Raw genomic sequence first — 20586 nt, forward strand, 5'->3', positions numbered from 1 at the left:
GGTAATAAATCAGCTACACTGCATCATACTATACTTAACCGTTCAGGAAATTAGTCCTCTTTCCCTATGAACGGTTACTTTTTGTTCAAAATTAGCAATAGTGTTCCTCGAAAAACAATTGGGATCAATTTATTTACTAATAATTTAGAATTTTCATAAGATTGTATTTTCTTTTTGCTCTATAGATGCTAATATTATGACAACTTATTATTTATTGATAATCTATCTGAACTACTAAGAGTAAATTTACATAAAAACTAGTATAACTTAAAAAAATAAGGGGGTAATTTGTTTATGAGTGCCAGTGAATCAAGTACTGCTAAAGTTTTACAAAGTCCGAGTCCACCACCAGGTTCCCAATCTGAATTGCAAAGAACATTAACTTGGAAGGATGCTTTTTGGTTTTCAAGTGGGGTACCAGCACTATTATTATTTTCAATTGGATCTATCGCAGCCACTGTTGGGAATATCTCCTGGTTAGTTTGGACATTATCCATTTCTATGGGGCTTCTCCAGGCATTTACTTATGCTGAAATTGCCGGGTTGTTTCCTAATAAATCAGGAGGGGCATCTGTATACGGAGCAATGGCTTGGGTAAGGTATTCAAAATTTGCCGCTGCAATATCCGTATGGTGTAACTGGCTAGCGTGGACCCCTGTACTAGCTCTTGGAACATCGCTAGCTGCGTCATATGTTTTAAATAACTTTTTTGCTGGATCAGCTCTTACAACTTGGCAATTTACACTATTAAATTTAGAATGGATTAGGCCAGATCTAACAATGCGTATTAATGGCGGTTTCATTGTTGCGGTTCTGTTTCTTTTCGCAATGTTTGGTATACAAAATTTAGGTGTTCTAAAGGCTGCGCGTTTCCAAAAGATAGTAGCAATTATCGCACTTTTACCACTAATTTTAGTCGGGGTTATTCCACTATTTACGCATGGGATTGAGTTGAAAAATCTATTACCAATGAATCCGCTTTCAGGTTCTTGGGATATGGCTGGATTTCAATTATTGTTTGGTGGAATGTTCCTAGCTGCTTGGTCAACTTATGCTTTTGAAACGGCAATTTGTTATACAAGTGAATTTAAAAACCCTAAAAAGGATACATTTAAAGCCATTATATCTGCTGGTTTATTGTGTTTCTTCATGTTTACACTTGTTCCATTCTCCTTTCAAAATGCGCTAGGACTTAAGGGGTTACTAGATCCTTCAGTTGTTAGTGGTGAAGGAGTTGGGGGTGCTATGGCTCTTATGGTAGGAGGCGGAGTAGTCATAGGGGTTATTATAATCCTATTGTTAATCCTATCTCTATTACTAGCAATTATGACCTCAATGGGTGGGGCTTCCCGAACACTATATCAAGCCTCTGTTGATGGATGGTTACCAAAATCTTTATCAAAGGTTAATAAAAACGGGGCACCTACTAGATCTATGTGGGCGGGTATCATATTAAACATTTTCTTACTGACGTTGTCAGATTACACATTTGTTCTTGCAATATCAAATGTAAATTACTTGCTATTCAATTTCCTTAATCTTAATTCGGGATGGATTCATCGATTGGATCGACCAAATTGGTCTCGACCATTTAAAGCACCAAATTGGCTTTTAATAACAAATGTAGTGTTTGCATTTGTTAATATTACATTCTTAGGATTTGGTGCTGATATTTGGGGACCAGGCACTCTATGGGCCGGTTTAATTAGTGCGGGGATTGTCATTCCATTGTTTGTCTATAGACATTATATAACTGACAAAGGTCAATTCCAGGAAGGAATGTTGGATGGTGCCGATGGTGCTAGTGCTAATACTGAAAAAAGAGCCGGTATTTGGCCTTATGTAGCAATAGGTGCAGGGATTGTAGTTATGTTGATTGCTCATAGTATAGCTAACTAAATAACAGGGTGCCAGGAACCATCCAGAAATTTGGAAAAATAAAAGTCAGAGAGCTATTTATTTAGCTTTCTGACTTTTTCTATTAGTTGTTGATTGTTGTTGCCTAAGCCTCATTATCATCCTGGTTTCTAGGTTCTATACTATTTGTTGGGGTTCAAACACAATTTAAAATACAAAAAATGCATGTAATCATCCATTCCTTTATACTTGAGTTGTCGAGAAACAGGAAACAGGGTGTCAGGCATCATGCAATAAAATGGAAATTCTTCTAACTGAAAAGCTCTGTGGAGAGAAATCTCTGCGAGGCTTTTCTTTTAGTAGATAACCGAATCAATAAGATTAGCAAAGGCCCCTTGAGGAAGATTGGAAAATTAGTCTTGTATCGAATCCGGGAAACAAAATAGTAGAAGCAAAAGTTATTGATCTAATAACTTTAACTGAAATCGATGTGTTAATAAATGCAGATACGCTAGAGTTTATAATGCAAGTAGATTTGTAATAGATTTATAGTGATAAGCAAATTCAATTGAGGGAAATGAACAAAAAGAATAGTGAGGGGGAAGAAAGCTAAATGTGGAGAACCAATTTATTGGTGATTGTAAGTTTCTATATTCTTGTCAGTCTAGTGATGGCAACAGTAGGTGGATTATACGCACAAGACTTTGCGTATTATTTAGCAGATCAGACATCGAAAGATAATCTAAGGTTATTTTTAACGATACCTACAATACTTAGTTGGGTACTGTATATTTTTCCAATTGTGCTAACATGTCTATTGAGCATAAAGAAGAAGATAAGTAAGAAAATTAGTGCTATATATATATTTATTACATTGTTAATAGCTATACCAATCTCACTGTTCTCATTTTTTGTTTTTGCAATGTGGATGGGTTAATAAGTAGGGGGAACATGTTTCGGAAAACCAAAGGCATAGAAAAAGGATCTTTCTTTTTGCGTCTAATTGTTTAGATATCCTGCATTTTTCCATCTTATTCACATTTTTGTGTTTTTATCCCTGGCATTTTTTTGTACATATATAAAATAGTCGTTTAATTTTGAAAAGAAAGTGATTAGGGAAGGAAAAGAGAAAAACGATGAAAAGAGAAGCGGGAAGAAAGCTCATTTAATAGCAATTTTCCCGCTTCTCTTTTTCTGGTTCCCTGTTTGGTACATAGCATAATAATTCTATATTAGTTACCTTGCCAAATAATAATTAATGGAATAAGTCATCATACTATGCCCTTTTGGAGTCCAATGAAACCCATCTGGTGCGATTAAGCCACTTGCAACAAGTTGAGCGTCTGAACCTGCTCCCCCGCCTGCTTTAATCCAAGCGTTTGCATAATGGTCTACAAGTTGAACGTTTTGTGCTTTAGCGACTTTTCGAATAATCTCGTTATAGCCGTTCAGCCATATTCGTATTCCACCTTTATCCGCATACAAGTGCTTTTTATCTGGGTACTTATTGTAGTAAAGTGTTTGTTGTACTGGTAGGCTTGTCATTAACAAGACTTTAATATTTCTAGCTTTTAATTGAGTGACCATACTCGTAATATTCTGTTCAAATTTAACTTTATCAACTTGTGGTTTACCATTGTTCAATAATAGCCCATCATTTTGACCGAACATGATCGAGACACTCGTAGGTTTCTTAGCCAATACATCAGTAGTGAAACGTTTCATTGCTTGATTAGTGTCATTTCCACTTATCCCTGCATTTATTGCACCAGTTTGAATGACCCATCGTGTATTTAGATCGTATCCATATTGTGTGAAATACGTCCCTTCAGTATTGCTGTCTCCAAACCCAACGAATCCAGCTGCATCTGCTTTAATAGATCCAACCGAGATTAAAAGAATAGATGCAACAATAAGGCACATCACCATTTTTTTCATTTTTCCACCCCTATCTTATCCATACTATTTTCTCATAAATAGTTATATTTTGGAAGAGGTTATTTGCTAGATATCAACTACTCATGAAGAAACAATGTGTCAAAGGTATACCACTAAATATCTTCTTGAGCGGTGTGCCACTCTCCCATCCGAGATAGAACAAATCTATAAATATTTAGCCAAGAAGTGAAGATGAACAATGAATCTGGATAAGCTTGAAAAGATCATACCACAAATATATTGTTAAAATTCTGAATTTACTTAAAATTGAATTTCGTATAAAATAAGTACTTAGGCTCATATAATTCTAGAATGCAAGATGAAAAGGAGAGTGAGAGTAATTGATTAAAAATTCTAAAAAGAGAGCATGGAGCTTGGTACTTGTCTTTGCTTTACTAGTGGGATTGGTGGCTCCTTCTGCCTCAGCGAATGGTGTTGAAACCATACGGTATTTATCGTTAGGGGATTCATTAGCTGCTGGTATGACGCCCGAGAAAGGGATTAGTAGTGGCTACTCTGATATGACTGCTGACTATTTGAAAGGGAAAAACTCGTTGGCTACATACTCTAAAGAATTTGCTGTTCCAGGTTACACTACGCAAAACGTATTGGATGATTTAACAGTGAAATCAGAATTAAGGGAAGCTGTTAAACAGGCCAATTTAATCACTATATCTGCCGGAGCAAATGATTTATTGAAAATTGCAAAGCTTGACGCTGAGAAAAATATCCTCATCCTTGATCCTGCTACTGTAAAATCTACTCTTCAAACTCTTGCTAAGAACTACACGATGATTCTACAAACAATCAAAGAGCTTAATCCAAATGCTTCTATTTACATCATGGGTTATTATTATCCATTTCCATACCTTTCTGATGCACAAAAGCCGCAACTTATTGAATTGACAAAAACTCTTAATCAAACGATTCAACTAACAATTTCTGAAGGGGCTACATTTGTTCAAGTTTATGATAAATTTGGCGATGATACTAAGAAGTACCTTCCGAATCCTGAGAATATTCATCCGAATCAAGAGGGGTACAAATTAATGAGTGATGCACTAATAGAAATGATAGCCAAGGCTAAACCTACCGCAAATGATCTTCCGAAGGGACATTGGGCTGAAAAAGAATTAAATATGCTTTTGGCAAGTAAAATTCTGAATGTCGATGAAAGAGGAAATATCTACCCTGAAAAGCCGATTACAAGAGCAGAAGTGGCCGGAATCTTGTATAACAGCATTCCAATGACTAAATCAATCCCTGCCAACCCTGGATATAAGGATGTACCAGAAACTCATCCAGCATATATGGCTATTGCAAAACTTACAGAGGCAGGAGTTCTTACGAAAGCTGAATATTTCAATCCCAATGCACCGTTAACTCGTGTTCAATTAGCTAAGGTTATTGGTACTGCGTTTCAATTAAAAGGTGACAGTTCAGCTCCTACTTACAAAGATACCACTGCATCCTACTGGGGAACACCATATATAAACGCCATGACAACGAACAAAATTATGTTAGGGTATAAAAATGGTAAATTCGGTGTGAATGATTCGACTAATCGAGCCCAGTTTGCGGTTGTATTAGCAAGGGTTCAAGCATTAAAAGCTAATAAATAATGTTGACTGGTGAATGTAGTCACTACTCGAGGATCGTTAGACAAATAAAGCTAGAAATTTCGATTTTTTCTCTAACTTTTCAAATGAAAGAACAATCTAATTTGAATGACATTTTATGCATAATAATAAAGTTCCGTGGAGAAATCTATGGGGCTTTTTTCTTTTGTTGTAAAGATAGAGCGGATTGTTAGGTTTTAGGTTCCGCAGAGACTCCTCTATCGAAGTGACGATCACAGATGATTGATCGATGAGAGTTATAAAAAATAAAATCTCCGACCAAACGAAAACTATCTATTAATTGTTCACGTAAATGGAAGTCTTGCATGGTAAATAAATGACAATATGAATCTCTTTGGAAGGAACAGTGAACTAGATTCGCAAGCAAGGGTTTAGTAACACCCAAATCTCGGTGAAAGATTTATTAAAAAAGGAGAATTAGATATTAAAAGAAATGATTAGTTCTCCTAATGTGTTTTTCGTAGCTATTGGTTGATTAAACGGATAATTCCAGTTAATAACCTACATAAATCAGTAATGAGTGGAACTTCCTGTAAGTAAGGGGTGCCTCTACATGGTCATTCATTTGCGAGTTAAACATCCCGCAAAAGGAGCACATGCTAAGGTTAAAGAGAATAATATGAATGGGTATTTCGACGAGGCATCAACTAACTACAGTTGATGCTATTTTTGTGTAATTATATCTACTTTTAGAGAAAATAAACCTAATTTTTAGAAAAGAATTGAAAATATATACCATTTAGATGGTATAATTTCATAGGTAATATATACTGCATAAAACATAAAAAGGAATTTATAGGGATAATAATTAATCCACTTTTTATTAGAAGGGACAAAGATTCGCATTGCATAAATTAGTTAGGAGTTTCATCATAGCAGCAGTTGTCACAGGAATTTGTTGTTTTACTAGCCAAGCTGCTGCTAATACGAGTTATATAGAAGTTGTTAAGGATACGCCTGTTTATAGCTTTATAGGAAGTGAGAAGATTGAAGTTGGCTCACTAGTGTCTGGGCAGAAGTTTGTTATTGTTTCATCAGATGCAAATTATTATTATATTAAATTTGGCAATGGCAATGGCTATATCAAGAAGAAAGATGTGAAGACCGTTTCAGCATCTAAAGAACAAGTTTTAGATATTGCTAATAAAACTGTAAATTCCACTTTTATTACAAAACGGAAAACGGTTATTTACGACAATATGGACAAAAGCAGGAGATCTATCGGGGTCATCAATAGAAATATTCGATATCCTTATCTTTCAAAAAACAAAGATTGGTACCGAGTTCAAATCGGCGGGGAAATGGGATTCGTTCCATCCGCTAGTGTGAATGAAGATCCAGGTATTCCAGTATTAATGTATCATCATATGCTCGTTCAACCAGAATTAACTGAATTCAAAGGTAATAATATGGTCGTACGCGTATCAGACTTTGAACAGCAAATGAACTATTTAAAGAAAAGCGGGTATCGTACTATTTCAATAAACGATTTAGAAAATTATTTGTTGCACGACATGAATCTAACTGGAACAACGGTTGTGATTACGTTTGATGATGGATACTTATCAACTGTTACAGAAGCCTATCCTATTCTGAAAAAAAATAATTTCAAGGCGACGCAGTTTATCATTGGCTGTAGAACTAATGCATACGCAAAGCCTTGGGATGAAAACACGCTTCAATATGTAGGCTTTAATGAAATGAAATTAACTACAGATGTATACGACTATCAACACCATACTTACTGTATGCATTTAAGAGAACCGATTTCGCTTATTCCCTTTCTTATTAGTAAAACCTATGATGAAGTGTATCAAGATACTGAAAAAGGCAAGATTCATATTGGACAAGTTTATGATGACCCTACACATATTCAATACTTAGCTTACCCGTGGGGACAATACGATAAAGAAACAATCAGTGCAATAAGTAAAGCAGGAATCAAGCTCGCTTTCACCACTGAAACTGGTAATGTCAAATTAGGAGATAATCCTTATGCATTGAAAAGACAAGGTGTCGCACCAAGACATAGCTTGAATGATTTCATTAATAAATTAAATGGGACGTATAAAGATCCTTTAGTAAATCCGATTAAATCTTGGGACGAATGAAGAATGACCAAACATACTGCGAAACGATGAACTGTGGAGAGAAATCTCCGCAGTTCTTTTAAGTTAATTGGAAAATATCCATATCAAGCATGGATGGTAAGTTTACTAACTTTTGAGTATTTTATTAAAATGCATTTAATAACCGCTAACAGTACTTCTTATCCTGAAGTATATAAAGTCCAAAGAATCCTTAATATATCAAGATTAGTAGTGTCAAGTAGTTACTAAAGGTGAAGGAACTACTGGATTCACATTTGACAATCTACTTAAGAAGAGGATCACCGTAACGACAATAATCATGGAATATGTTTTTAGTCAGATTTATCTGAAGTTTACAAAACTAAAGATTCACTTAATATCACCTTAACAAAATTCTATTAAACTATTACAAAATAGGAAAAGGATGGTACATAATTAATGTCGAAATATATTAATTCAAAATCACTATTTGCTTTAAGTATGGCGGGAGCGGTAGTGGTAGCACCTTCAAATTTGGTTGACGCGGCAGATCACGAGTATAAGCTATCATTAGATGCACGTTATGATTCAGGTGTTCAAAACGCAGATGGTGGAACAACGGAAATTGTTTCGTATAATAAACATAATCATTCTACATATGTAGTAAATGGCAAGACGAAAAAGGTAGAGGCTATTTCATTGAAATATAGTGATAAATCTGCCCTTGCATTAAAACCATTTCTATCAATCGATATTGCTGAACTATTAAAGACCGTTGATGCAAATTTCCAATATGGCGACTTAACAAGTATTGCTGTTCACCCAAATGAAAATGTGATTGCCGTGTCTGTACAAGCTGAAGGGTATAATGATTATGGATACGCAGTGTTTTTAACGGGTGATGGGAAATTGTTAAATGCCGTGAAGGTTGGTGCACAACCGGATAACATTACTTTTTCTCCTGATGGTACAAAAGCCTTAACGGCAAATGAAGGAGAACCTCGTGGTGGATATGGGGCGAATATTGTCGATCCACAAGGTACGATTTCTGTCATAGATGTTTCAAAAGGCTTTAAAAATACAAAAACTGAGACCATCACTTTCGAAGCCTATGATAGCGCAGAGAAACGTGCGGGACTTGTAAAAAAACAAGTGATTTTAAAGAAAGATACGGCACCTTCCGTTGATCTAGAACCTGAATATATTGCAGTTAGTGATGATAGTAAATATGCATATGTAACATTACAGGAAAATAATGCAATTGCGAAAATCAACCTTACTTCTAGTGAAGTCGTTTCCATTGATGGACTAGGATTTAAAGATTTTAGTGTGAAAGGGAATGAGATCGATTTACGCAAAGATAAACAAATCAAAATTCAAAACGAAAACTACTTTGGTATTTATATGCCTGACGGAATGACGATATATAGTGTAAATGGGAAAAACTATCTTGTCACTGCCAATGAAGGGGATGCCCGTGAGTGGGGGGAGGAAGATACGGAGAACTTCCACCTAAATGAAATCGAAAAAGAAGTAGATGGCAATGAAATTGTCTTCTACGATACTACTGACTATGATGGTTTTGAGTCAGGGTATGAATACATTTTTGGTGGACGCTCATTCTCGATCATTGACGCAGATACAATGGAAGTCGTGTATGATAGCGGTAGTGATTTTGAACGAATTACAGCACAATTTTACCCTGAATACTTCAATTCTAGTAATGATAATGTGAAGCTAGATAATAGAAGCGGTAAAAAAGGACCTGAACCGGAAGATGTGAAAGTCGGGAAAATCGGTGATGAGATCTTTGCATTTATCGGTTTAGAACGTATTGGTGGAGTAATGATGTACAATGTTACAGATCCATCCAATGTTAAATTTGTTGATTACTTAAATTTACGTGACTTTAGTGAAGATATTGCTGGTGATGTTTCACCAGAAGGATTAGCTTTTGTGCCAGGTAGCAATGCTCAATTAGTTGTCGGTCATGAAGTAAGTGGAACAGTGACCGTATTGAATCTACTTGCCGAAGAGGAGAAAGCACCAGAAATTACAGTAAACTTTAAAGATATTGAAAAACATTGGGCAAAAGATTCAATTATCACAGTAACAAAAGCAGGATTATTTAGTGGTGTAACTGAACAAACATTCGCACCTAATAAAAGCTTTACAAGAGGACAAGCTGCGGTTGTATTAAATCGATTAGCTGGTGGCGTAAAAGCGTCAACAAATCCAACATATAAGGATGTAAATTCTTCTTCTCCTTTTGCGAACGGAATTGCTTGGGCAACTGAAAAACAAATCATTAAAGGGGTCAATCAGACAACATTTGCTCCTAATAAATCGATTACTAGAGAAGAGTTTGCTCTTGCGATTTACAATTACTTAGTACAAAATGGTCAAAGTTTTGATGTAAGTAAAACGACCGTTTACAAAGATGATAAAAAGATGAATGCAGATGCAAAACAAGCTGTATATGCATTACAATCAAAGGGTTTAATGTTAGGAAGTAGCGGAAGCTTTCATCCAAAACAATCTTTAACTCGTGCAGAAGCTTCAACTGTATTAGCCCAATTAATTGAAAAATAAGATTCCATTTCGCTCTGCCTGTTTGATAGAAGGCAGAGCTTTTTATTTTGTTGTTGGTAATTAATGGGATTAATTCTTATAGCCCAGAAACGAGAAAGACAAATGGAAGAGGGGAGATGTGGTAAGTAATGTAAGCCTAGGTGATGAATCTTCAATATCCAAAAAGAAGCATAAAGTAAAAGGTGAAATCCTTGGTGGTGCTTGAAAATCCTGTTTTTGTTATAATATGTATCAATGTCTTGTGAGGGTTTGGGAGGGTATTATGAAAAAAAGGCTAGTACTTATTTGTATAGTGTTTATACTATTTATTTTCTTTTTGCTAATATATGTTGGCAAAATGAAACAAGATACTGTTGAGACGAATAACTCAATAGAATTGAAGTTACCTAGTGGCTTAAAATCTGTGAAAATAGAGGTAAATGAAGCAGATATGACGTTAAGCTATGATAAAAAAACGGAGTTCAAACATATATCGTCTACCGATTATCAGTATATATACGATATTTCCAAACAAAATCAATCGGTCGGTTCTTTGAACGTTACATTCAGAGAATTGGATAACGGGGATGTTTTTGTTTTTACAAAAATACATAACACAAGTAAAGCTGAGTATCGGGCATCGGTACAGCTACCATTTGCAGATTCAGTATCACATCATGAAATCCGTTATGATGAATATGGAGAAGTGAAGAGAGAACATAATAATACATTTGGGACCGATCCATCCTCACATCCGATTGGATTGTTAGAAGTGCAAAAAAATGACAAGTCCTTTCAATCAGCAATGATCAGTAAAAATTACACTTCTTATAATAGAGAGAAGACGTATTCGAATGGGCAAAAGTCAACCGTTCGGGAATTTATTGAAGAATGGGAAAGCTACAAGATATCGGCAGGGAAAGATGAAGTTTTATTAAGAACAAATCTAAAAGTTCCAGGAGCGGCAATTTCTGAAAACTGGATTTTGTTAGCGAATGACCAGTTATTTAAAGATCGTAAAAATATCGAGAATTGGTTTACGAAAAGTATTCAGGAATATACAACGATTAATAAATGGTTGACTGCAGACGGAGTGTATTCGAAACTTCCTTGGTCTGTAGACCCTGGCTTTAAAATGGCGTTTGGTAGGAATTTGGGTAATATTCAGGGGAGTAAGTACTTAGATGAGTATAAGAAGACAAATGAAAGGTATTTTTATGATTTAGTCTTCAATTCTGTTGCAGATTTGGATGTGTTTTCAGATGGTGCGGTTACAGCGGGAGACGTACCTGTTTTTAAAACGGAGTACACGAGTTCATGGTTGAAAAATGCTTATGGTACGACTGCTCCATATATCGATACAAGGCATAATGAGAACGTGGCATTATTTTTAAAGAATACGGGTGAATTATTTGCAATCCCTAAGCTTGCTTCAGCTAATCAGAAATACGCCGATTTTTTAGTTGATCAGAATAGTATTGGGAATGTCATCAGAATAAATGATGCGGGATATTTAATCGCAGACTACTATGCTGAAGGAAGTAAGAAAACTCATGTTTCATTGAACCATGCTCTTGGCGAAATGCGTTTTCTTATTGAAACTTATCAGCAGACAAAAGATAAGCGTTATTATGATACGGCCATGGCAATCAAGCAGGGGATTGAAGCTTTATATCCCGACTGGATTAGAGAAGATCGAGATTTATGGTATCAAATAAACGGGGAAATGATCTTTAATGGAAGAGATTATCCGTGGTTGACTTTAGTCGATCTTCTTTTGAGTCAGGAGCTTTTTGCAGAAATAGGTATAGAGAGAAGTGAAATCTTCGATAAAATGATTGAATCGAAATTATTATATCTTAAAAGCATGAAACAACCACTGAGAGCCGATATTTTAGAACTAATTCAGGGGCAAGGGTTTAGTTACCCTACATTTGTTAAAGAGGATTAAAAGGTGTGAAAACTGTTAGATCGAACATATCCACTTGGCATCACCTTATTAAAGGCTGATGCCATTTTTTGTGATTTAAAATATAGATGGGAGTAGTGAGAACAAGTCTGAAAATATATTTCAAAAATGGTAATAATTTCACTCTATTCCAAATTGATAATCACTGGTACAATCACATTACAAACATATTACAAGATTGTAACGAATCTGTATGGTTTGAGAAATGATAGTTTTATAGGATTGAAAGGGGAATGAGTTGAATGTTTAAGTCTTTTAAGAAGTACATAATAGCTGCTGCGACAATTGCTTTAGTTGCAACGGCTGCAACGCCTGCTCACGCAGAATCTGATTATGAGCCAAGCTATTCGTTTACGGATGTAGGTTCACGTTATGCAGAAGCAGTTGATTTCTTATATACAGTAGGAATTATTAATGGGGTTTCTACGACTAAGTTTGGTACAAGTCAAAATTTAACTCGAGGCGATGCAGCGGTCATTCTTGCTAATACATTAGAGCTAGATACAGAGAGCGCTCCGAATGCAGGATTTAAAGATACATTTCCGCGTATTGCAGGCTCAGTTAACGCACTTGTAGAAGCCGGGATTGTTTCTGGTGTGACGGCAGACCGTTATGAACCAACGAAACCATTAACACGCGGTGCAATGGCGAAGTTTTTGAATCTTAGCTTTGATCTATCTGAATATGCAATTGAAACTCCTTTTACAGATGTAGGTGGGGTATTTAAGGAGCATATTGAAGCACTTTACGGATCTGGTATTGCTGCTGGTAAGACGGCTACAAGCTACGGTACAGTACAAAATATTACACGTGGTGATTTTGCTAATCTGTTATACAATTCTATTATGTTTAGTTTAGAAGGAGAATATGGTAGCATCGTATCAGCGGATTTAATTGATTCCAAAACAATGCGTATTCATTTTTCAGAAGCTGTGCCTGAAGATTATACAGCAGCAGATTTGACTGACTATTTATTTGTTATTGCTGAATTGGAAGATGGCAAGTATGTAACTTCCGCAGCGAAAAATGGAGTCCTTTCTAAGGACCGTATGTCTTTAACTTTTACACATACTGATTTTGCTGGCGAAGCAGGTACAATCTATATCGATGATCTTGAGTTACCATTCAACTACAAGACTAAATAAATAATAGCAAAGACAAGCGTTCCGAGAGTATGGAATGCTTGTCTTTTTTTAATCTGATTTCGCTGATAATTAATCCAGAAAACTGATAATTAATCGAAAACCCTACATAATTAATCCAAATATCAAATAATTAATCGAAAACCCCATATACCATACTATTCCTCATCAAACGTAAGCTGATATACCCGCCCTTTCGTTGTCCCATAATGATTGAGATTCATAGAAGTAAGTAGTTTGGAAGCAATCGAAGTAGAAGGGAGAATTAGGTAGTCCCGGAGTGCTTGATTCGTTATCGTAGGCTGTATGAGGAGAGCGTAATCTTTTAAAGCGGGAATATGGGCATCTCTGGATGAAAAGGAGCAACTCATACAAACCCACTTTCCGCGAAATCGATTCATTGGTAGTGCAGAACATTGTGGGCAATGGCAGCCCTTGTAGAGTGAGTCCGCGTGTATACCAAATCGATCAAGTATATTAGGATCATATGGTTCATCTTGTTTCATAAGCAATCGTGATATTCTACGGAGATCTTTATTCGTAAAAATAACTTGTTGATTCTTATCATTTAAATGATCGACTTTACTAGGGATGTGGATACTATGTATTACGATTCTCTTTGTAAGAGAATCATTCGGAGCGGTCTTTATTAAGGTGTATGGATTAGTAATCGCTACAATACACTCTATCGGTGGAATGGATTGTATCTTGTTCCTTTTAAGCCAAAGTTTTAATTGAAGCTTTTGTCTTTCAACTTGCGGAATTGGATTGGGGAAAGTATCCTCTTTCCCATTAGTAAGTGTTCGTGTAAGTTGGCTATGAGTAGAATCGAAATGTAGAGTACCCGAGTAATTTTTTTGCGTCAATAATTAAGAAAAAACGAGGGGTCAGAATGAGGGTATCAATTTGAAAGTAATAGTTTTCGCCTAATATTCTTACATTATGCAGGATGAGGTGGCCCGTATTTGAGATAAAACTTAAATGATAATCTAGAGACTGCTCGCCATTATAGCCAGCTTGATTTTTGGAAATTTCGGCTTGTATCTCCAATTTTTTTGGATGATCAAACGGTAATCGTCTATTTAAAGCCTGCAATTTCTGAAGGTAGATTGGTAAAATCCGTTTCTTAACGATCATATACGTTGCTCCTTTTAAGTATTCTTGTAACACCAAAACACCTCCCGGGGCATATAAATTCCCGGGAGGAGAAATTGAACGATTTATTTCGCAGCAGAAACATCAATAATGCGGCCTTCTACTTTAGGGTCTACAGTCTCGAACGTTTTTAAGTAGTTAATAAACATTTGGTAATCCGTGAAACCAGGCTCACTCACACGACCATCAGCATATGCTTTAGCGAATGTATCGAATCCGTCTCCACCTTTAGCCGTGAAAATATTCGTTGCAACGATGTAGGACTCATCGTTTTGAAGAGGAGAAAGCTTACCGTCTTCACCTTTAATATTTACCTCCACAACTCGGTTACCTGCTTTTTTACTACTATCATATTTAAATGTCATGCCTGAAACATGCAGGAAGCCTCCAGATGCCTCAGGTGCTTGGCTTACACTGTGTTCTAGCGCGTCAATAATTTCAGATCCTTTTAGGTTCATGATACCTAAAGTGTTTCCAAATGGCATAACAGTTAGGACTTCCCCTATCGTTATATCACCTGCATCAATAGACTCGCGAATCCCGCCACCATTTGTCATGGCAATGACTGTATCAGGGTTAATCGTTTTTGCAGTGCTTAACATGCCATCCGTAATCAAGTTTCCTAGGTTTGTTTCACTTGTACGAACTGAATTACGTGCTCCATTCAATGGTTCAACAGCTGTGACTCCAATAGACTCCGCCTGAATTTCGGCGATTTTATCTGCATACGGTTTTAGGGCAATCGCTGTTGTTGGATCTTCAGCGCGTTCTTTCACACTTAATAACTTACCTGCTTGTCCGATTACTTTACCATTTTTATCGAATTTCACATCAAGTGTTCCTACATAATTATTATACTCGCCCGTTTGAACGATAATCGTTGGCTCGGCTTTACCTTCTGAAACGACTGTTGGTTTTTCTAATAAAGTGTGGGAATGACCACCGATGATTACATCAATACCATCAACTTGTTTTGCAAGCTCTAAATCATTATCGAATTCAATATTATCATTGTATCCGAGATGTGTAACGGCAACAATTTTATTAATTCCTAACTCTTTAAAAGCTTTAACGGAATTTTTTGCTTCTTCAATATAGTTTTTAAAGGAGATATCTTTAGGACTTGAAATTTCTACTGTTTCTGCAGTTGTTAAGCCGAAGATTCCGACTTTTTCTCCGTTTACTTCTTTAATGATTCCGTTATAAATTTTTCCGTCTTCTGGATTGTCAGAATATGTTCCGATTTCTTGCAAGCCATCAAATAATTTGTCGCTAGAGAAGTCCACATTGGCACTTACGAATGGGAATTTCGCCTCTTTTATAAAATCGACAAGCCATTGATGACCTTCATTACTAGAACCTTGGTCAAATTCATGGTTTCCGAATGTCATGACATCATAACCTATATCATTCATGAACTTTAATTCAGCTTTGCCTTGGAATTCGTTAAAATACAGTGTGCCAGTCATTACATCTCCAGCATCGATCAACAATGGTTCCGACTTTCTGACACGAACTTCATTAATTGTAGTAGCTCTCTTCGCTACTAATTCCACATGGGAGTGTGTGTCATTTGTATGCATGAGTGATAGTTTATAGTCTTCATCATCCAAACCAGTTACAGATGCTGACTTTTGAAGAAAGATTGAGAAATCACCACGAGTAGCTAGTTTAGTAGTTCCAAATGAAGTTTTGGAAGTACCTTCAGAAATTTTATTAGAAATTAAAGTTTCAATGGCCGTTTGATAACGTTCTGAAACATCCGTGAAATTAAGATTTGTTTTTCCAGTTAGTTCAAAGCCTTTTTGAATCCAAATGGCTAATTCTCCGCGAGTAATAGGACTGTTAGGATCAAAACTAGTGGCTGTTTTTCCAGCAGTAACTCCAATTGCTTTTAATGCATTGACTGCTTGAACCGCACGAGCTGGTACATCAGTAAATCCAGAATTAGGAGCGTGCTCTGTATTCAGTTCGAGAACATTTGATAGAAGTATCGCTGCGTCAGCTCGTGTAATGAATTTCTGAGTACCGAAAGAAGTATTGGTAATACCCTTAGCTCCTTTAGATACAACATAATCAATCGCTTCTTTATAACGTTTAGAAACGTCTGTAAATTCAGGGGTTGCAGCATTAGAAATTGGTGACAAGGCAACTGTAATCAGTGTTGCTGCAGCTGCTGTCGCTATAAATTGACGATATGATTTTGTTCTGTAGCTCATATTTCAAACCTCACTTTTCCTAAACATTATTTTCGACCATACGTAAAAGAGTTTGACATGTGTAGTTTATAATAAATTTTGCCTTAATAACATCTACTAATTTGATATTTTTGAAAAATTTACAGGAAATTAACAATATAAAGGGATATCAAGTACCTGTTGAAAGATGTGCAACTTTATTCTAAATAGTATGTACATTAATTTAGGATTATATTTCCAAAATAGGATAAAACATATATAATTACAATGATAAGATTGTAAAGGGGGAAACGAGTTGAAGTCAATTTATAGAAAGATAGCGGCGGTGGGCTTGAGTGCTATATTACTAGCTTCTTTTGCTGCGCCTAATGCATTTGCAGTCGAAAGTAACTCTATTCAATCAGCGAGTATAACATCTATTGGTAAAGGCAAAACGCCTAATGAGAAAGAAAAGCAGCAGTTCAGTGAGGATCGTTTAATTATTAAATATACTAAACCATTAACAGCTACTGAACATCGAAAAGCTGGGGCAACTGTTATTCAACAATTTCCAAAATTAAATTATGCCGTAGTTAAAGTAAAAGATAAGAAAAACATCCACAAAGTCATTCAATATTATCAAAAAAACAGCAAAGTTCAATTAGTGACTGCAAGCGTATTGTACAAGTCATTTGGTACGGTTGATCCGAAAGTAATCGATCAATATCATTTGTCTATGCTAAATGTGGATAAAGCGCAATCGCTTGCAGGGAAGAACCCTGTAACAGTTGCTGTTATTGACACGGGTATTGATAGAAAGCATCCTGATTTGAAAAATACATTACTACCTGGTTACAATGCCGTTGATCCTTTAAGTCAGCCTTTTGCGGACTCACATGGTACTCACGTAGCTGGAATTATTGCAGCGAATAAAGACAACGGGATTGGTGGATATGGTATCGCACCGAATGTGAAAATTCTCCCAATTGATGTATTCGATGGGTGGTTTGCTACTGATTATTCAATAGCGGAGGGCATCCTTTATGCAGTTGAACATGGAGCGAAAGTAATCAATATGAGCCTTGGTGGTCCTTTACCATCACCATTGATTGAAGAAGCCGTGAACAAGGCGATTGAAAAAGGTGTCGTCATTGTTGCTGCTGCGGGGAATGACGGAGCAGACTATGCGAATTATCCGGCATCCTATGAAGGAGTAATTAGTGTTGGTGCGGTTGATCAAAACAAAAAATTAACCAATTACTCTACATACGGAGCATCTGTTGATGTTGTAGCACCGGGGCATGAAGTGTACAGTACAGTCTATGATTTTATCAAACCATCAAGCTTCACTAAAATGAGCGGGACATCAATGGCTTCTCCAGTTGTTGCGGGAGCTGCTGCTTTGCTGCTATCTAAATATCCTAATTTAACTCCGACACAGGTAGAATATATTTTAGAACAAACTGCATCGGACCTTGGAGATAAAGGATATGATTTAAAGTATGGAAATGGCTTGGTTAATATTGTTTCGGCATTGCAATTTAATCCGAAGAACATTCCAACTTTTGTGAAAGAAAATTGGACAAAGAATGAAATTATTAAATCAGCCAAAACAGTAGATATGAGCAAAAGACAAGTAATAGCAGGTGAAATTACAAAGCCATTTGAGCAAAAATGGATCCAATTCAAAGTTGAAAAAGGGGACTACATCCAAACGGTTCTTAAAGGAGTAGAACTCTATGATTACAAAATGATGATTCATTTATATGGCGATAAAAATCAAGTAGAAAAAATTGATGTGAATACAGTAGGTGCAGGAAAAACGGAAGGAAAGCTAGTACAGGCTCCATTTAGTGGAACTGTGGCAATTGGCGTTAAGGATGTAAATGGCAACTATAGTTCAGCTACTTCTAAGCGTTCGAACTATTCATTAACTGTTGAAACTGCGAAAACATTGCCTGAGGACGATTCGTCTATTGAAGAGATGATTAAGATTGATAGTTTACCATATCAATCAAATGGTCGTCATACTTTTACAGGTGACAAAGAGGATAATGATTACTTTACCTTTGAAATAGAAAGTGAAAAAGCAGTAAAAATTAATCTAACAGGTATCCCTGGTATTAAACCAAACCTAAGTGTGTATAAAGTGGATGACATCTTTCCTCCAGATGAAGAAGATCTACTAACTGATGAAGAAAAAGCAGAGATGCTTAGGTTAATATTAGAAGATGAAGAATATAATGATCCATATGCGTATTCGAACAGTGGGGCAGCAGGGGACGCAGTAGAGCTTAGCTTCGCAGCGCAGCCAGGTACATATATTCTAAAAGCTAGTAATAAACCGACGAATTATTTTGGGATTATCGAATTGATTTCTATGCTGTTAATGGGTCAAACATTTGATCAATCTGAAGCAATAGAGCAATCTCTGATTCCTTATCAAGTGAAAATTGATACGAAGACGCTTCCTGTGGATGAGGACAACTATCCAACAATTGGAGATGAAAGGATCGTTAATGAGGATACTCCAGAATCAGAAGAAATTGTAGCTAATATCCGTGCAGCCGTGCAATCAGCTGCTGATCCGTACATTGAAGAGCAAAATGCTTTTGTCCAAAGTCAATTGGACGCAGCGATCCCATACAAAATCGGTACATCAACATCTGCATTTTTACAGAGTAATAGTGATGTTGACTTATTCCTAGTGAAACCGGAACAAACAGCGATTATTGAGTTGGGACTGAAAAATATTGAAAATAAAACTCCATTAATAGAAATTTATCAAGTAGTGGAAGATAAATCAAATAAGGAAGAACCGATGCTTAACTTGGTTTATATAGGCGACAATACGAATTGGAGTGGCTTCACGATTGCTGTTAAAGAAAAGAGCTACACTGGTGTTAAAAAGGGAGAAAGATATATCATTGCCGTTCAAAATAATTACTACAATGAAATCTCAGGTATTTCATTTGAGCCTTACGAGTTAACTACAAAGGCTATTGTTCATAATCCTCAAGATCAATACGAAGACAATGATTCTTTCGAACATGTGAAGGATTTACCGGGCGCTTCCTTTACCGGAAACTTTGCTCTGCCAAACGATATTGATGTTTTTTATTATAAAGCCACACAATCGGGCATCAAAGGGGTTTCGGTAAAATCAAAACCAATTACAGATGCAATGAAAAAGGCATATCCAGAGGAATTATTGGGCCAATATGCTGGAGTTGTCACTATTATTGAAGACCGAAATAATAACCGAAAACTTGATGATAATGAGTTTAGAAATGCTACTTATATTGATAAGGGGAATTATGGCTCAATTTATGGATCTGTTAACTTGAAAAAAGGCCATAACTATTTTATTTTAACAGAAGGTTATTTTATGGATATGCTACCATTCTCAATGGTTCCGTACACATTTACTTTTGTCGATGCAATAACGAAGGATGAAGATGCTAATTCGGTAGTAAAGAATCAAACTCCTTCAAAACCTTTAAAATTGATAAAAGATAAGAAATCTTTGCTTCGAACAGCAAAAGGCTATTTCAATGCTGGCGTTCCAAACGGTGATTCGGATTGGTATGAACATACCCTTACGAAAGATAGTACAGGTGTTATAAAACTGGCTGGAGGGCAAACGACGGACGGAGTAATATCTGTCTATCAAAATGGTAAATTAGTTGCACAAGCTGATTACTATGGTATGGGAGATGAGGAAGCACTATACCTAAGCCTGAAAAAAGGGAAATACTATATTGAAGTGAAAGATAGCCACGGTAATGCAAGTACAGATCCGTATACGCTTAAATTGTATATGAATTAATAGATATAGATAATAACAGTTTGAATTAGGTATGGGTTCAGTATTTTACTGGACTCATACTTTTTTAGGTGTGCCCGGCATGGGTGTAATCTCTAATTGGAACAAACTTAGGTGCTTCCTATGAGCCTGTTATTCTTGCATGTGCCTGTAACACAAGATGGATGTTCATATAATGAGTTCTTACTCAGCAACAGCTAATATTTAATGTGTACTGCCGATTCCCCCTTTGGAAACAATTA

At 36.2% G+C, this 20586-nt stretch carries 12 protein-coding genes; 8 read left to right on the forward strand and 4 right to left on the reverse strand.

Annotation, left to right across the window (positions count from 1 at the left end):
• The first annotated feature begins 294 nt into the window (after nucleotides 1-294).
• Together HNP81_RS09590 and HNP81_RS09595 are read left to right on the forward strand one after the other, a co-directional pair.
• Complete coding sequence (locus tag HNP81_RS09590; RefSeq protein WP_182502486.1) at nucleotides 295-1899, forward strand: trimethylamine N-oxide permease; 1605 nt, start codon at nucleotides 295-297, stop codon at nucleotides 1897-1899.
• A gap of 571 nt (nucleotides 1900-2470) precedes the next feature.
• Entirely contained in the window at nucleotides 2471-2794 is a 324-nt protein-coding gene (locus HNP81_RS09595; protein WP_182502487.1) for a hypothetical protein, read from the forward strand.
• Nucleotides 2795-3093: 299 nt separating this feature from the next.
• Here HNP81_RS09595 and HNP81_RS09600 read toward each other — a convergent pair whose 3' ends face one another.
• A complete protein-coding gene (locus HNP81_RS09600; RefSeq protein ID WP_182502488.1) occupies nucleotides 3094-3795 on the reverse strand; it encodes an SGNH/GDSL hydrolase family protein in 702 nt (233 codons plus the stop codon).
• Nucleotides 3796-4136: 341 nt separating this feature from the next.
• Between HNP81_RS09600 and HNP81_RS09605 the strand changes: the two genes are divergently transcribed.
• The 5 genes from HNP81_RS09605 (at nucleotide 4137) to HNP81_RS09625 (ending at nucleotide 13189) form a co-directional block, all read left to right on the forward strand.
• Complete coding sequence (locus tag HNP81_RS09605) at nucleotides 4137-5417, forward strand: S-layer homology domain-containing protein (RefSeq protein ID WP_182502489.1); 1281 nt, start codon at nucleotides 4137-4139, stop codon at nucleotides 5415-5417.
• A gap of 863 nt (nucleotides 5418-6280) precedes the next feature.
• On the forward strand, nucleotides 6281-7546 hold the full coding sequence (locus HNP81_RS09610) for a polysaccharide deacetylase family protein (RefSeq protein ID WP_182502490.1): 1266 nt from the start codon (nucleotides 6281-6283) through the stop codon (nucleotides 7544-7546).
• 417 nt (nucleotides 7547-7963) lie between these two features.
• Nucleotides 7964-10096 (forward strand): choice-of-anchor I family protein, encoded by a 2133-nt coding sequence (locus HNP81_RS09615; RefSeq protein ID WP_182502491.1) that lies wholly within the window; start codon nucleotides 7964-7966, stop codon nucleotides 10094-10096.
• Between the two features lie 262 nt (nucleotides 10097-10358).
• Nucleotides 10359-12026, forward strand: coding sequence for an S-layer homology domain-containing protein (locus tag HNP81_RS09620; protein ID WP_182502492.1), 1668 nt, complete (start codon nucleotides 10359-10361; stop codon nucleotides 12024-12026).
• A 260-nt stretch (nucleotides 12027-12286) separates the two neighbouring features.
• On the forward strand, nucleotides 12287-13189 hold the full coding sequence (locus HNP81_RS09625; protein ID WP_182502493.1) for an S-layer homology domain-containing protein: 903 nt from the start codon (nucleotides 12287-12289) through the stop codon (nucleotides 13187-13189).
• Nucleotides 13190-13344: 155 nt separating this feature from the next.
• On the opposite strand, the gene HNP81_RS24605 is transcribed toward HNP81_RS09625, so the two are convergent.
• From HNP81_RS24605 to HNP81_RS09640, 3 genes are read right to left on the reverse strand one after another with little or no spacing between them, the layout of a single operon-like run.
• Nucleotides 13345-14052, reverse strand: a complete 708-nt coding sequence (locus HNP81_RS24605; RefSeq protein WP_182502494.1) for a nuclease-related domain-containing protein — start codon at nucleotides 14050-14052, stop codon at nucleotides 13345-13347.
• Nucleotides 14003-14356: a nuclease-related domain-containing protein gene (locus HNP81_RS09635; protein ID WP_182502495.1), complete on the reverse strand. Its 354-nt coding sequence runs from the start codon at nucleotides 14354-14356 to the stop codon at nucleotides 14003-14005. Before HNP81_RS09635 ends, HNP81_RS24605 begins: the two co-directional genes overlap by 50 nt.
• 50 nt (nucleotides 14357-14406) lie before the next feature.
• A complete protein-coding gene (locus tag HNP81_RS09640) occupies nucleotides 14407-16560 on the reverse strand; it encodes a 5'-nucleotidase C-terminal domain-containing protein (protein ID WP_182502496.1) in 2154 nt (717 codons plus the stop codon).
• Between the two features lie 274 nt (nucleotides 16561-16834).
• Here HNP81_RS09640 and HNP81_RS09645 point away from each other — a divergent pair, with 274 nt between their 5' ends.
• On the forward strand, nucleotides 16835-20347 hold the full coding sequence (locus HNP81_RS09645; RefSeq protein ID WP_182502497.1) for a S8 family peptidase: 3513 nt from the start codon (nucleotides 16835-16837) through the stop codon (nucleotides 20345-20347).
• The last annotated feature ends 239 nt before the right edge of the window (nucleotides 20348-20586 follow it).

Source organism: Peribacillus huizhouensis, from assembly GCF_014138605.1.
GTDB classification, from domain to species: Bacteria; Bacillota; Bacilli; order Bacillales; family DSM-1321; genus Peribacillus; species Peribacillus huizhouensis.

Coding starts and splice junctions, on each gene's coding strand:
- HNP81_RS09590 (WP_182502486.1), top strand. CDS start 295: ATGAGTGCCAGTGAATCAAGTACTGCTAAAGTTTTACAAAGTCCGAGT.
- HNP81_RS09595 (WP_182502487.1), top strand. CDS start 2,471: ATGTGGAGAACCAATTTATTGGTGATTGTAAGTTTCTATATTCTTGTC.
- HNP81_RS09600 (WP_182502488.1), bottom strand. CDS start 3,795: ATGAAAAAAATGGTGATGTGCCTTATTGTTGCATCTATTCTTTTAATC.
- HNP81_RS09615 (WP_182502491.1), top strand. CDS start 7,964: ATGTCGAAATATATTAATTCAAAATCACTATTTGCTTTAAGTATGGCG.
- HNP81_RS09620 (WP_182502492.1), top strand. CDS start 10,359: ATGAAAAAAAGGCTAGTACTTATTTGTATAGTGTTTATACTATTTATT.
- HNP81_RS09625 (WP_182502493.1), top strand. CDS start 12,287: ATGTTTAAGTCTTTTAAGAAGTACATAATAGCTGCTGCGACAATTGCT.
- HNP81_RS09640 (WP_182502496.1), bottom strand. CDS start 16,560: ATGAGCTACAGAACAAAATCATATCGTCAATTTATAGCGACAGCAGCT.